Origin of the sequence: Nonomuraea roseola (assembly GCF_039535395.1) — a bacterium.
GTDB lineage: Bacteria > Actinomycetota > Actinomycetes > Streptosporangiales > Streptosporangiaceae > Nonomuraea > Nonomuraea roseola.
Genome location: NZ_BAAAXC010000013.1, coordinates 177,498 through 191,060, shown reverse-complemented (window position 1 = coordinate 191,060; position 13,563 = coordinate 177,498). Strand labels below are relative to the sequence as shown.

Annotated in this window: 11 protein-coding genes; 7 read left to right on the top strand and 4 right to left on the bottom strand. The window is 70.1% G+C overall.

Features of this window, described 5'->3' with window-relative positions; translation table 11 throughout:
• The first annotated feature begins 37 nt into the window (after window positions 1-37).
• On the top strand, window positions 38-907 hold the full coding sequence (locus ABFX55_RS17570; protein ID WP_346122313.1) for a hypothetical protein: 870 nt from the start codon (window positions 38-40) through the stop codon (window positions 905-907).
• A gap of 21 nt (window positions 908-928) precedes the next feature.
• On the opposite strand, the gene ABFX55_RS17565 is transcribed toward ABFX55_RS17570, so the two are convergent.
• Window positions 929-2,683, bottom strand: a complete 1,755-nt coding sequence (locus ABFX55_RS17565) for a glycoside hydrolase family 15 protein (RefSeq protein ID WP_346122311.1) — start codon at window positions 2,681-2,683, stop codon at window positions 929-931.
• 50 nt (window positions 2,684-2,733) lie between these two features.
• Window positions 2,734-3,345, bottom strand: coding sequence for a membrane protein YczE (gene yczE, locus ABFX55_RS17560; protein WP_346122309.1), 612 nt, complete (start codon window positions 3,343-3,345; stop codon window positions 2,734-2,736).
• A gap of 63 nt (window positions 3,346-3,408) precedes the next feature.
• On the opposite strand from yczE, the gene yczR reads away from it, so the two are divergent.
• Window positions 3,409-4,842: a MocR-like transcription factor YczR gene (yczR, locus tag ABFX55_RS17555; RefSeq protein WP_346122307.1), complete on the top strand. Its 1,434-nt coding sequence runs from the start codon at window positions 3,409-3,411 to the stop codon at window positions 4,840-4,842.
• Here the strand turns inward: yczR and ABFX55_RS17550 are convergent.
• On the bottom strand, window positions 4,826-6,961 hold the full coding sequence (locus ABFX55_RS17550) for an oligopeptide:H+ symporter (RefSeq protein ID WP_346122306.1): 2,136 nt from the start codon (window positions 6,959-6,961) through the stop codon (window positions 4,826-4,828). The two genes, yczR and ABFX55_RS17550, sit on opposite strands and share 17 nt — an antisense overlap.
• 131 nt (window positions 6,962-7,092) lie before the next feature.
• Here ABFX55_RS17550 and ABFX55_RS17545 point away from each other — a divergent pair, with 131 nt between their 5' ends.
• From ABFX55_RS17545 to ABFX55_RS17525, 5 genes are all read left to right on the top strand, one after another.
• Window positions 7,093-8,922 (top strand): AMP-dependent synthetase/ligase, encoded by a 1,830-nt coding sequence (locus ABFX55_RS17545; protein ID WP_346122305.1) that lies wholly within the window; start codon window positions 7,093-7,095, stop codon window positions 8,920-8,922.
• Window positions 8,923-8,989: 67 nt separating this feature from the next.
• Complete coding sequence (locus ABFX55_RS17540) at window positions 8,990-10,174, top strand: hypothetical protein (protein ID WP_346122303.1); 1,185 nt, start codon at window positions 8,990-8,992, stop codon at window positions 10,172-10,174.
• A 116-nt stretch (window positions 10,175-10,290) separates the two neighbouring features.
• Window positions 10,291-10,773 (top strand): hypothetical protein, encoded by a 483-nt coding sequence (locus ABFX55_RS17535; protein ID WP_346122301.1) that lies wholly within the window; start codon window positions 10,291-10,293, stop codon window positions 10,771-10,773.
• Between the two features lie 94 nt (window positions 10,774-10,867).
• Window positions 10,868-11,725 (top strand): aldo/keto reductase, encoded by an 858-nt coding sequence (locus ABFX55_RS17530; protein WP_346122300.1) that lies wholly within the window; start codon window positions 10,868-10,870, stop codon window positions 11,723-11,725.
• 88 nt (window positions 11,726-11,813) lie between these two features.
• Window positions 11,814-12,347 carry a hypothetical protein gene (locus tag ABFX55_RS17525; RefSeq protein WP_346122299.1) on the top strand — a complete coding sequence of 178 codons (534 nt, stop codon included), beginning with the start codon at window positions 11,814-11,816 and terminating at the stop codon, window positions 12,345-12,347.
• Window positions 12,348-12,388: 41 nt separating this feature from the next.
• Here ABFX55_RS17525 and ABFX55_RS17520 read toward each other — a convergent pair whose 3' ends face one another.
• Window positions 12,389-13,546 (bottom strand): RtcB family protein, encoded by a 1,158-nt coding sequence (locus ABFX55_RS17520; RefSeq protein ID WP_346122297.1) that lies wholly within the window; start codon window positions 13,544-13,546, stop codon window positions 12,389-12,391.
• Between the last annotated feature and the right edge of the window lie 17 nt (window positions 13,547-13,563).

Below are 13,563 nucleotides of genomic sequence, written 5' to 3'. Positions count from 1 at the left end.
GAGGGAGATAACCGACGATTTGCGGAGGGCGTGACGCGTGAAGTTCTTCAGGCGTGACCGGGAGCCCTCCCGGAGATCCGTCGAGGACGTCGACCTGGACTCACTCCTGTCGCTGGTGGCCGACTCGCTCGGCTACACCTGCGTTTTCGCCCGTGACGGCGGCTCGCTGACACTCGGCGGGGGCAGAGAGATCCTGGTGCGTCTGGCGGGTCTGCGCAGGGAGGCGGGCCGTCGTTCCCGCGAGGACTGGCCCGTGCTGGTCTCCGAGCACCTGGCCAACGCCGTCGCGGCGGCCGACGACCTGCTCGACGTGTGCGATCTCGACCAGGTGAAGCCGCTGCTGCGCACCAGGGTCGAGTCGGTCGACGCGGTCGAGGACCTCACCAGGGTGGTGGGGCGCTCGCTCAACGGCGACCTGGTCGAGCTGCTGACGGTCGGGGCCCGCTTCGTGCGCCCCGAGGAGGCCGGTTGCTGGCCCATCCCCTCCGGCCAGGCCCTCGACCTGGCACTGGCCAACGTGCGCGAGGACGAGCGGCTCGCCATCTCCTCCCTCGATCTGTCGGGGCTGCAGGCCTGGCGGCTGTCGGGCCGCACCGTGGCGGCCGCCGCGCACCTGCGCTGGCTCTCGCAGTACGTCTCCGTGCCGGAGGACGGCATGCTGGTCATCCTGCCCGACCCCGCGACGCTGGTGGTCTACCCCGTCGACGGCATCGGGGTGGTGCGCGCCATCGAGCGCATGCGCGTGCACGCCGAGCGCGCGGCGGGCCTCAGCCAGCAGGTCTACTGGTGGCACGAGGGCAGGCTGACCCTGATCAGGGCCGACATCGTGCTCCAGGACGGCCAGGCCCGCCTGGTCGTCGCCCCGCCTCCCGAGTTCGCGAGGGTGCTGGCCCGCCTGGCCGCCTAGCCCCCTCGAGAGGCCCGGCGGCTACGACAGCGCGCGGGCGGCGTGGACGAGGGGCACGTGGGAGAAGGCCTGGGGGAAGTTGCCGACCAGGCGGCCGTAGCGGGGGTCGTACTCCTCCGCCAGGAGTCCCACGTCGTTGCGCAGCGTCAGGAGCCTGTCGAACAGCTCGCACGCCTCGTCCTTCCTGCCCTGCATGGCCATCACCTCCACCAGCCAGAAGCTGCAGGCCAGGAAGGCGCCCTCACCTCCGGGCAGGCCGTCGACGTCGTTGTCGGCGGCGACGGGATAACGCAGCACGAAGCCGTCGGACAGCAGCTCGTTCTCGATCGCGCTCACCGTGCCGCGCACCCTCGGATCGTCCACCGGCAGGAAGCCCACGATCGGGATCAGCAGCAAGGAGGCGTCGAGCTCGGCCGAGCCGTAGGACTGGGTGAAGGTGTTGCGGACCGGGTCGTAGCCCTTGTCGCAGATCTCGGCGTGGATCTGCGCGCGCAGCGCCTTCCACCGCTCGACGGGTCCGGTGCGGCCGAAGTTCTCCACCTGCCTGATCGCCCTGTCGATGGCCACCCAGCACATCACCTTGGAGTGCGTGAAGTGCCTGCGGGGACCGCGCACCTCCCACAGACCCTCGTCGGGCTCGTCCCAGTGGTCCTCCACGTAGTCGAGCAGCTCGCGCCCGATGGACCACGCCCTGTCGTCGGGGGCAAGGCCTGAGGTGCGCGCGAGGTAGAGGCAGTTCATGACCTCGCCGTAGACGTCGAGCTGCAGCTGCTCGACCGCGCCGTTGCCGATGCGCACGGGACGGGAGTCCTCGTAGCCCGCCAGCCAGCCGAGCTCCATCTCGGGCAGGCGGCGCTCGCCCGCCACGCCGTACATGATCTGCAGGTCCTGCGGCCTGCCCGCGATGGCCCGCAGCAGCCAGGTGCGCCAGGCGGCGGCCTCGTCGAGGTAGCCCGCGCCGATGAGGGCGTCGAGCGTCATGGTGGCGTCACGAAGCCAGCAGAAGCGGTAGTCCCAGTTGCGCACCCCGCCCAGGTCCTCGGGCAGCGAGGTGGTGGGGGCGGCCACGATGCCGCCCGTGGGGGCGTAGGTGAGGGCCTTCAGCGTGATGAGCGAGCGGACCACGGCCTCGCGCCACGGCCCCTTGTAGGTGCACTGGTCCACCCACTCGGCCCACAGCTCCTCGGTCTGGACGAGGTGGTCCTCGGCGGAGATCAGCCTGGGCATCGGCTCGTGCGAGGGATGCCAGGTGAAGACGAAGGCGACCCGCTCGCCCTCCTTGACGTGGAAGGTGGCGCGGTGCGCGTAGTCGCCGCCCTTGAGCGGCACGGGGGAGTGCAGCCAGATGGAGTCGGGGCCGCCGACGGCCTGCAGGTGGCCGTTGGTGCGGCGCACCCACGGCACGATCCTGCCGTAGTCGAAGCGGATCCTGATCACGGTGGACATCTCCACCGTGCCCGACACCCCCTCGACGATGCGGACCACGTCGGGGTTGCGGTCGCGCGGCGGCATGAAGTCGATCACGCGGACGGTGCCCGTGGGGGTGTCGTACTCGCTCTCCAGGATGAGCGTCTCGTCCCTGTAGCGGCGTCTGTCGGCCATCGGGCGGCCGGTGGGGCCGAGCCACCAGTGGCCGTTGCGCTCGCTGCCCAGCAGCGCGGCGAAGCACGACGGCGAGTCGAACCTCGGCAGGCAGAGCCAGTCGATCGAACCGTCGCGGCCCACCAGCGCCGCCGACTGCATGTCCCCGATGAGGGCGTAGTCCTCGATCCGCATGCACCAGACGGTACTAGGTCCAACCGCCCCCGCGAACGCCCGAAGAGCCGTCAGTGCTGGCCCGGCAGAGGGAACCAGCGGGTGAACAGCTGCGTGATCGGGCCGATCGCCACGGCGAAGAGCAGCGTGCCGACGCCGACCGTGCCGCCGAGCAGCCAGCCGATCGCCACGACTGTGATCTCGATGAGGAAGCGCGCGAGCCGCACGGACAGGCCCAGCCTGATCAGGCCGGTCATGACGCCGTCGCGCGGGCCTGGACCCATGCCCGCGCCGATGTAGAGGACGGTGGCCAGCGCGACCGCGACGATGGCCGACAGCAGGTATGCCCACGCCACCGTCCAGTGGCCTGGGCTGGGCAGCAGGTAGATGGCGGCGTCGGCGAACAGGCCAAGGAAGATGATGTTACTGATGGTGCCGATGCCCGGCTTCTGCCGCAGCGGGATCCACAGCAGCATGACCAGCGCGCCCACCAGGATGATCCAGGTGCCGATCGACAGGCCGGTCCTGACGGCCAGGCCCTGGTGGAAGACGTCCCACGGGTCGTTGCCCAGGGCTGACTCCACCTGCAGGCCGATGCCGGTGCCGTACAGGGCCAGGCCGCCGTAGAGGCGGAGGAGGCGTGAGGGCAGCGAACCAAGGGACGGAAGGGAAATCTCACTCATAATGCCCTCAATCATCCAGGCCAGCGGTTTGCATCAAAAGGGCCAATCAGCGAAAGTGGCCTTATGTCAGAACGTCACCTGTCGGCGCAGCAGCTCGGCCGGCTCCTCGACACCGACCGCTCGGCCCGCCCGTTCTACCGGGCACTGGCCCAGGGCGTGCGGGGGCTGGTGCGCGACGGCAGCGTGCCCGTGCGGATGCGCATGCCCGCCGAGCGGCACCTGGCGCAGGAGCTCGGCGTCAGCCGCACGACGGTCACGGCCGCCTACGACCTGCTGCGCGAGCAGGGCTACCTCGACAGCCGCCAGGGGTCGGGCAGCTGGACCGCGCTGCCCGACCCCTCGGTGTGCGCAGACAACCCGTGGCTGTCGGTCGACGACGACGGCCTGCTCCAGATGCACTGCGCCGCCCCTCCCGCCACCACGATGCTGACCGAGGCGGTGGCGGGCGCCATGGAGGACCTGCCGAGGTACGGCATGGGCACCGGCTACGACCCGATGGGCCTGCCCGCTCTGCGCGAGCGCATCGCGGCCCACTACACCGCGAGGGGCCTGGCCACGCGCCCCGAGCAGATCCTGGTCACGACGGGCTCCCAGCACGCCCTGCAGCTCGTCATGAGCCTGCTGCTCACGCCTGGCGACCCCGTCGTCGTCGAGTCGCCCACCTACCCGCACGCCATCGACGCGGCCCGCCACCGCGGCGCGCGCATCGTGCCCGTCGGCATCACGGCGGAAGGCTGGCAGCCGGACCTGATCGCGGGCGCCATGCGCCAGTCGGCCCCCCGGCTGGCCTACCTCATGCCCGACTTCCAGAACCCCACGGGCGCGCTGATGGACAACGCCACCCGCGCCGCCGTCGTCGGCATGGCCAGGCGCGCGGGCACCACGCTGCTGGTCGACGAGACCTGGACCGAGCTCGGGATCGACGCGCCGAACGAGGCGGCGCCGATGGCCGCCTTCGACACCGACAGCAGAGTGATCACCATCGGCTCGGCCTCCAAGCTGTGGTGGGGTGGGCTGCGCATCGGCTGGATCCGCACGACCGCGGCGCTGGCGCGCGGCCTGGCCGTGCACCGCTCGGCCGTCGACATCGCCAGCCCCGTGCTCGACCAGCTCGTCGTCGCCAGGCTCTTCGACCGTATCGAGGAGACCCGCGCCGAGCGCCGCCGCTCCCTCACCGCCTCCAGGTCGGCGCTGGTGGCGGCGCTGCGCGAGCACCTGCCCGAGTGGTCCTTCACCGTGCCGCGCGGCGGCGGCACCCTGTGGGTACGGCTGGCGGGCGAAGGCGCAACCCCCCTCGCCGAGGCCGCCGCCTACCACGGCGTACGGCTCGCGCCCGGTCCCTGGTTCGGCGTGAGCGGCACTCTCGAGGGCTACCTCCGCCTGCCCTTCACCCAGTCGCCGCAGGTCATCACCGAGGCGGTGGCCCGTCTCGCCGAGGCCCGCGCCACCGGCCCAGTCGGCTCGCGCCCCGCCGACCCGCTCATTCGGATGGTGTGACCCCGCTGGCCAGCGGGGCACGCCAGCCGTACTTCATGGCCAGGATGCGCAGCCCGAACGCCAGGACGGCGGCGGCCAGCACGGCGGGCCAGCCGTGCAGGCCGAGCTCGAAGAAGGCGGCCATCGCCGCCGAGCCGAGCATCGCGGGCACGGCGTAGAGCTGGCGGTCGTAGAGCAGCGTCGGGATCTCGCCCGCCAGCATGTCGCGCAGCACGCCCCCGCCAACGGCGGTGGTCACGCCGAGAAGGGCCGCGTGCAGCGGCGACAGGTCGTACAGCAGCGCCTTCTCCGTGCCTACCGCGCAGAACAGGCCGAGGCCCGCGGCGTCGAGCACGAGCAGGAGCGGCATGATGCGGGCGACCTGCGGGTGCCAGAAGAAGACGATCGCCGTGGCCCCGATGGGCACCAGCACGTAACCCAGGCTCTGGAAGGCGGCCGGCGGCACGTTGAGTATCAGGTCGCGCATGATGCCGCCGCCGAGCGCGGTCATCGAGGCCAGCACCGCCATGCCCACCACGTCGAGGCGTTTGCGCACGCCCATGAGGGCGCCTGACAGGGCGAAGACGAGGATTCCGGCGAGATCGAGCAGTTCCGACACGACGATCAGTGTGTCAAAGCCTGGCCGGGGGCCACGTCCTCGTCCCCCATGAGCGCCTTCAGCCTGCGCACGAACATCAGCAGGATCAGGCCCGCCACCAGCGCCACGCCGCCGAGCACCAGGTAGTACTGCGTGAGCGACAGGAAGCCGGTCAGCCTGTAGGTCTGGCCGCCGATCGCGTCGCCCAGCGCCGCGGCCAGGAACCACACGCCCAGGATCTGGCCCTTGAAGTGGTGGGGGGGCGAGCTTGGTGGAGACCGACAGGCCCACGGGGCTGAGCGTCAGCTCGCCGACGGTCTGCATGAGGTACATCACCATCAGCCACAGGATGGACACCCTGACCCCGCCTGAGGCGACACTGGCGGCCGTGGCCAGCACGACGAAGCTCAGGCCCGCCATGAACAGCGCGAAGGTGAACTTCAACGGGGCGCTCACCCTGCTGCCCCATCTGGTCAGCCAGATCGCGGCGAAGACGGGGGAGAAGACGATGACGAACAGCGAGTTGAAGTTCTGCGTCCAGCCCGCGGGGATGGTGAAGCCGAAGAAGGTCAGGTCCACGCTCTTCATGGCGAAGTCCGTCACGGGTCCGGGAGCCAGGTCGAAGATCATCCAGAAGATGACGGCGGCGAAGAACAGGTAGATGTAGGCGCCGAACCTGCGCCGCTCCAGCGGGGTGATGCCGTGCCCGCCGTGCATGATGTACGACAGGTAGAAGATCGTGATGAGCGCGATGATCGCGGTCACCGTCCAGGTGACGCCGTCCTCGGTGAACAGGCCGGTCACGGCCAGCAGCGCGGCCAGCACCGCGAGCGTGACCAGCCCGACGAGCACCCACTTGACGGCCCCGCGCCGCTCCTCGGCCGACAGCGGCTGCGGCACCCGCTCGCCCGCGCCGTGCAGGCTGCGCTTGCCCAGCACGTACCAGATCAGGCCCAGCGCCATGCCGACCGCGGCCGAGCCGAAGGCCAGGTGCCAGTTCCTGTCACCGGCCAGCACGGGCGTCAGGCTGATGCCGGCCAGCGCGCCGATGTTGATGCCCATGTAGAACAGCGAGAAGCCCGAGTCGCGCCTGGCGTCCTGGTCTTCCCTGTAGAGGTAGCCGACCATGCCGGAGACGTTGGGCTTGAGCAGTCCCGTGCCGGAGACGATGAGCAGCAGGCCCAGATAGACGAAGACCGGGCTGCGCACCGGGATCGCCATGCTGATATGGCCGGACATGATGATGACGCCGCCCAGCAGAACCGCCCTGCGGGCGCCGAGCACCCGGTCGGCCAGCCAGCCGCCCGGCAGCGCCGTCAGGTAGACCATGCCCTGGTAGACGCCCACGATCGCGAAGGCCGTGGTCTCCGGCAGGCCGAGACCGTTGCGGACGGCGGGAGCCATGAGGAAGGTGGCCAGGACGGCCCGCATGCCGTAGAAGCTGAACCGCTCCCACATCTCCGTGCCGAACAGCGTGGCCAGACCCCACGGATGCCCGAAGAACGTCTTCTCCTCCGCCTTCATCCCGCCCCCCGACGACATGTCACGTATGTGATCAACTACTCTACGTCATGAGGTGTTCTTGTCCCCTGCCCAGGGCTTGTCGGGGCTCGATGCGGTGTGGTGCGATGCATCCCACTCGTGCAAGTGAGCACTGACGTGGAGGGCGCGCTATGGCCGATGTCCTTGAGGTACAGGCCGAGATCCTGCGGGAGATCGCCGGCCGGACGGTATGTGAGCAGCTCAGGCAGATCGCCGAGCGCTATCCCGACTCGCCCGCCTACTCGGATCCGGCCGAGGGCGGATGGAGCACCCTGACCTACGGCCAGGCCAGGCAGCGGGTGCTCGAGATCGCCGCCGGCTTCATGGCGCTGGGCATGGAGCCCGGCGACGCGGTGGCGCTGATGATGGTCAACCGCAGCGAGCACGTGCTCGCCGACCTCGGCGCGGTGCACGCGGGCGGGATGCCGTGCTCGGTCTACTCGACCTTCGCCCCCGACCAGATCTCCTACGTCGCCAACGACGTGGGCGCCAGATACGCCGTGCTCGGCGGCGCCGCGGACCTGGCCAGGTGGGACCCGGTGCTGGGCGAGCTGCCGGGCCTGCGCAAGATCATCGTGCTCGACGGCACGCCGACCGGCGAGCTCTTCATGAGCTGGGCCGACTTCCTCGAACTCGGCAGGACCAGGCTCGCCGAGGACCACTCCGCCGTCGAGGAGCGCTGGCGGGCGGTCACGCCGGGCGACGTGCTCACCGTGCTCTACACCTCGGGAACCACCGGCATGCCGAAGGGCGTGCCGCTGACCCACGCCAACGCCTTCTACGAGTGCGCGGCCACCGACCGCATGACCGCGCTGCCCACCCAGGGCACGCAGATCTCCTACCTGACCTACGCCCACATCGCCGAGCGCGTCCTCAGCCTCTACCTGCCGCTGACCAAGGTCTCCCACGTGCACTTCTGCACCGACCTGGCCAATCTCGGCGCCGCGCTCGGGCAGGTTCGGCCGATGATGTTCTTCGGCGTGCCGCGGGTCTGGGAGAAGATGATGGCCAAGCTCCAGGCGCTGCTGTCCACCCAGCCCGAGGAGCAGCAGGAGCAGGTCAGGCAGGCCATGGCGGCAGGGCGCGCCTACATCGAGGCGGGCCAGTACGGCCACACCGTCACCCCCGAGATCCAGGCCGCCTACGAGGCCGCCGACGCCGCGCTGCTGTCCATCGTCCGCGGCATGATCGGCTTCGACCGCGCCGAGTGGACGGCCACGGGCGCGGCCCCGCTGCCCGACGAGGTGCGGAGCTTCTTCGCAGGGCTCGGCCTCAGGGTCATCGACGTCTACGGCATGACCGAGACGACCGGCGCGTTCACCGCCAACAGCCCCGCCGTCTACAAGCTCGGCTCGGTCGGCAGGCCCGAGCCCGGCGTCGAGGTGCGCCTGGGCGAGGACGGCGAGATCCTCACCCGCAGCCCGCTCAACACCAGCGGCTATCTCGGCAGGGCGGCCGAGGAGCTGATCGACGCCGACGGCTGGCTGCGCACCGGCGACATCGGCACCGTCGACGACGACGGCTTCTACCGGGTCGTCGACCGCAAGAAGGAGCTCATCATCACCGCGGGCGGCGAGAACATCTCGCCTGCGGCGATCGAGAACTACCTGAAGGAGCACCCGCTCATCGGACAGGCGCTCGCCTACGGCGACAACAGGCCCTTCCCCGTGGCGATCCTCACCCTCGACGGGGAGATCGCGCCGGGCTGGGCCCAGGCGCAGGGCATCGCCTACACCTCGATGGCGGAGCTGGTCGAACACCCCGACGTGCTCAAGGCCGTGGAGGCGGCCGTCGAGACGGCCAACGCGAAGCTGGCCAGGGTGCAGCAGGTCAAGCGATGGGCGCTGCTGCCCATGGAGTGGACGGCCGAGACCTCCGAGCTCACGCCCAGCCTGAAGCTCAAGCGCAGGGTCATCCACGCGAAGTACGCGGAAGTGATCGAGGACCTCTACACCGGCTGACACCTTTACCAACAGGGGCGTGTGTCTCGCCCTCTGCCATTGCCGGACGGTTCCTACCGTCCTGCACATGACCAAGACAGTTCTACTCGCGTCGCTGGTGGCGGGAGCACTGACCGGTCCCGTGCTGGTCGACGCTCCCGCCACCCTCGCAATCAAAGAAATCACGGTGAGGCCCGCCGAACCCGTGGTGGGGGCACACGGCTCGGTGAAGCTCGTGATCGACGTCGTGGCGAAGGGCGCGGCAAAGAACGGGGTGTCGGTCAAGGTCGAACCCGGCGCCCCGCCGAAGCCCGTACCCGGAAAGAAGCCGATCGACGGCGGCCCGACCTTCGGGCCCGTTCCCAAGGCTCTGCCCTCGTCTGTGACCACCCCGGCTCCAGCGGTCACGCCGGCCCTGCGGCCGTCGCCGTCGGCGGCGCTCACCCCTGCCGTGCAGGCGCCGGCACCTGGCCGTCCTGCGGCGCCGGCCACTCCTGGGCGTCCCGCCGTCGCTCCCGCTACTCCTGGGCGTCCCGCCGTCGCTCCGGCTACTCCTGGGCGTCCTGGCGTCGCTCCGGCTACTCCTGGGCGTCCCGCTGTCGCTCCGGCTACTCCTGGGCGTCCCACCGTCGCTCCCGCACCGGCGGCTCCCGGCCGTCCCGCGGTCGCTCCTGCACCGCTCGCTCCCGGCCGTCCCGCCGGTACGCCGGCCGCGGTCTCGGCTCCCAAGCCCCAGGCGCCGCCCGCGCCCATGGGCCTGCCGGCCGTGCAGCGCCCGGTCGCGCCCGACAAGCTCGCCACGCCGGGCGTGCAGCCGCAGCGGGTCGGCGACGGCTGGGAGACCTGGCGCTTCATGCCGTCACAGGGACTGACCCGCTTCTACCCCTCAGGCGTCTGGACGATCACCGCGACCGCCAAGGCCGAGGACGGCAGCACGGTCACCGAGCACCACACCTTCAACCTTCGTCACGAGACCAAGCTCGGCGATCTGGAGATCGACAAGGTACGCGGGGCCAAGGCCGTACGGCTGAGCGGCACCCTGAGGCGGGTGGACCCGAACGGGTACGCCGACTTCGCGCCCTTCGGCAAGCAGCGGCTGGAGATCTCCTACAGGCGCACCGAGACCGAGGAGTGGCAGCAGGTGGCCACCGTGGACACCGCCGCCACCGGACGCTTCGAGCGGCGCGTGGACGGCAGGATGCAAGGCCAGTGGAAGGTGCACTACGCCGGAAACGACAGCTACGCCGCGGAGCAGGCCGGAACCCGCCGCTAAACCGTCCTTTATCTGATCGTTACCAGTTTTGCGCCAACTTTCCTTTACCTTTACGCGTCATTGGTATTGACGCACTCTGTCCCGAGCGCGTCACCCACGGGGAGAGGAAGTTCCACATGATGCGACGACTGGCCGCCGGCGCAGCGGCCGCCGCGCTGGGCGTCTCGGTGCTCGCCACGGCGGCGCCCGCCTCCGCGGACCCGGGGCACGACCCCGACTGGGACGGCGGCCACACCAGGCTGTCGCTCGACGTCGGCCCCGAGCCCGCATGGGAGGGGCGTGGCATCTCGATCAGGGGCAAGCTCTCTGTCGAGTGCGAGCAGGACTACATCGACGGCTTCGTCGTGGTCACCCACGCCGACCACTGCAAGCGGGCGGGCGGCTGGAAGCGACTGGCCGGCAAGAGCATCGTGATCCTGTTCAAGGCCGACGGCTCGCGCGGCTGGGAGCACGTCGAGACCGTCCGCACCCACCGCGACGGGTACTTCTCCACCAGGGAGCGGGCCTGGGCCTCCGGTACGTGGCGGGCGGTGTTCGAGGGCGCCTGGTACCTCAAGCCGACCGAGGCCACCGACTGGGTGAAGGTCATCCGTCACTAGCACCACCGCGAAGGGCCCCGATCCACCAGGATCGGGGCCCTTCCCCTGTGGCGCGCTTGACCTGGAGTGAACTCCATCGGCCAGGATGTGCCGCATGAAGACTCGACTGATCGCCGACCTGCCCGTCAGCGCCATCGGCCTGGGCGCCATGCCGATGTCCGTGGCCGGCCACATGCCCGACGAGGGGCGCTCGATCAGGACGATCCACGCCGCGCTCGACGCGGGGGTCACCCTGATCGACACCGCCGACGCCTACGCGCCCACCACCGCCGAGACGGGCCACAACGAGCGGCTCGTGGCGCGGGCGCTGGAGCTGTGGAGCGGCGACCGCGACACGGTCCTCGTGGCGACCAAGGGCGGCCACACCAGGACCGTCGGAGACGGCTGGGGGCTGGACGGCAGCCGCCACTACCTGCGAAGGGCCTGCGAGAGGTCGTTGAAGGCGCTGGGCGTCGAGGCCATCGGGCTCTACCAGCACCACAGGCCCGACCCGGCGGTGCCGTACGAGGAGAGCATCGGGGCGCTGCGCGAGCTGCTCGACGAGGGGAAGATCAGGCTCGCGGGCATCTCCAACGCCGACCCCGCCCAGATCAGGCAGGCCCACGACATCCTCGGCGGACGGCTGGCCAGCGTGCAGAACGAGTACTCTCCCCGCTTCCGCAGCAGCGAGCAGGAGATCGACGTCTGCGAGGAGCTCGGCGTCGCCTTCCTGCCGTGGTCGCCGCTGGGCGGCATCACGTCCGCGGCGGGCCTCGGCGACGCGCACGCGGTGTTCAACGAGGTGGCCGCCGAGCGGGGGGTGTCGCCGCAGCGGGTGTGCCTGGCGTGGGAGCTGGCCCGCAGCCGCGTGGTGATCCCGATCCCGGGCGCCAGCCGTCCCGAGAGCATCCTGGACTCGGTGGCCGCCGCCGACCTCACCCTGACCGGCGAGGAGCTCGCTCGCCTGGGGTAGCTCGCGGGGGGATAACGACCTCGAGGCGGAGGCATCACGAGTTCTGGCCGGGATCATGAAAGCCCGCGGGTCGTCGTAGTGTCGGCAGGTGCGTAAGTGGATATGGGTCCTCATGGTGAGTGTGCTCATGGCCGCTCTCACAGGCTGTTCGGTCCCGAGCAACGGGGTCACCGGAATCAGCGTCGATGAGGCGGGCCATCTCACCGTGGTCCTCGCCTGGTGTGGCCGAGCGCCGGACGTGGTGATCGTCTACCACGATCGCGCCCCCGGCGAGGCCGCTGGAACGCCAGGTGATCCGACTGTCACGGATGCCACATACGAAGCGCCCGCGCTGCACGGTCAGAGGGCCTCGTTCCGGATCGACGCGCCATCGGACGGATGGACGGCAGCCCCCGAACCGCTGATCCCGAACCCGGCGATCACCTACACCGTCTTCGGCGGGACACGTGACAACAGCAACTCCACCATGAGCGTGAGCTTCCAGGCCGATGACGCGGCCAAGCTCACGCCCGGCAGCGTCCTGGTCCAGGGGTATGACGAGCGCAGGCAGACGCATGTCGACGTCGTCCTACCGCTGCGGGAGTTCGAGCAGGAGATGCGGGACTTCCCGGAGTGCGCGTAGTGGATGCCCCCAATGCCCTGGGGCGGGGGCATCCACAGGTATCAGCCCTTGTAATTGAAGATCTGGCGCAACGTGTGCTGGACCTCCACCAGATCCTTCTGGTCCGCCATGACCTGGTCGATGGACTTGTACGCCTCAGGGTGCTCGTCCACCAGGGCGGCCGCGCGGTCCTGGTTCCAGACCCGGCCGCTCATCGCCTGGGTCAGGGAGGCCGCGGACAGCTCCCGCTTCGCCTTGGTGCGCGACATGCGCCGCCCCGCACCGTGAGAGCAGGAGTTGTACGACTCGGGGTTCCCCCGGCCGCGCACGATGTACGAGCGCGTGCCCATCGAGCCGGGGATCACTCCCTCGTCGCCCGTGTCGGCCTTGATGGCTCCCTTGCGGGTGATCCAGAGCGACTTGCCGTAGTGGGTCTCCTGCTGGGTGAAGTTGTGGTGGCAGTTGATCGTGCGGACCCGCCGGCCCTTGCCGACGACCCGGAACAGCGCGTTGATCAGGACCTTGTCCATCCGGGCGCGCGAGGCCATGGCGTAGCGCTGGGCCCACAGCATGTCCTCGATGTAGGCGGTGAACTCGGGCGTGCTCTGGACCAGGTAGGCCAGGTCGGGGTCCTCGAGCCCGATCGCCTGCTTCTTCATCAGCTTCTTGGCCCCCACGATGTGCATCGTGGCCAGCTGGTTGCCGATGCCGCGCGAACCCGAGTGCAGCACCGTCCAGACCCGGTCGCGCTCGTCGAGGCAGACCTCCACGAAGTGGTTGCCGGAGCCGAGGGTGCCGAACTGGTCGGACACCTTCTTCGTCAGCTTGGGGTTCAGGTCGGTGTGGGGGAGCCCGAGCTCGCCCAGGGTGCGATCCATCGAGGGGTCGGCGTGGCCCTTGCCGACGCCGGCCGGGATGCGGTGCTCCACCATGGGCATCAACGCGGCCAGGCTGTCGGGAAGGTCGGCGGCGGTGAGGGTGGTCTCCGTGGCGACCATGCCGCAGCCGATGTCGACGCCCACGGCCGCGGGGATGATCGCGCCCTCGGTCGGGATGACCGAGCCGACTGTTGCGCCGATGCCGACATGCGCGTCGGGCATGAGAGCGACGTGGCCAGAGACGAATGGCAGGCGCGCGGCACGGGCGGCCTGCATGATCGCGCCTTCGTCGATCTCGCTGGCCCACGACAGCAGGTTCGGTGCGGGCTGGTTCGGCGACATGTGAGGAATCTCCTTAC

Bases quoted from the DNA above. Each gene is read 5' to 3' on its own strand.
- ABFX55_RS17565 (WP_346122311.1), bottom strand. From the start codon at position 2,683: ATGCGGATCGAGGACTACGCCCTCATCGGGGACATGCAGTCGGCGGCG.
- yczE (WP_346122309.1), bottom strand. From the start codon at position 3,345: ATGAGTGAGATTTCCCTTCCGTCCCTTGGTTCGCTGCCCTCACGCCTC.
- yczR (WP_346122307.1), top strand. From the start codon at position 3,409: ATGTCAGAACGTCACCTGTCGGCGCAGCAGCTCGGCCGGCTCCTCGAC.
- ABFX55_RS17550 (WP_346122306.1), bottom strand. From the start codon at position 6,961: ATGTCGTCGGGGGGCGGGATGAAGGCGGAGGAGAAGACGTTCTTCGGG.
- ABFX55_RS17545 (WP_346122305.1), top strand. From the start codon at position 7,093: ATGGCCGATGTCCTTGAGGTACAGGCCGAGATCCTGCGGGAGATCGCC.
- ABFX55_RS17540 (WP_346122303.1), top strand. From the start codon at position 8,990: ATGACCAAGACAGTTCTACTCGCGTCGCTGGTGGCGGGAGCACTGACC.
- ABFX55_RS17535 (WP_346122301.1), top strand. From the start codon at position 10,291: ATGATGCGACGACTGGCCGCCGGCGCAGCGGCCGCCGCGCTGGGCGTC.
- ABFX55_RS17530 (WP_346122300.1), top strand. From the start codon at position 10,868: ATGAAGACTCGACTGATCGCCGACCTGCCCGTCAGCGCCATCGGCCTG.
- ABFX55_RS17520 (WP_346122297.1), bottom strand. From the start codon at position 13,546: ATGTCGCCGAACCAGCCCGCACCGAACCTGCTGTCGTGGGCCAGCGAG.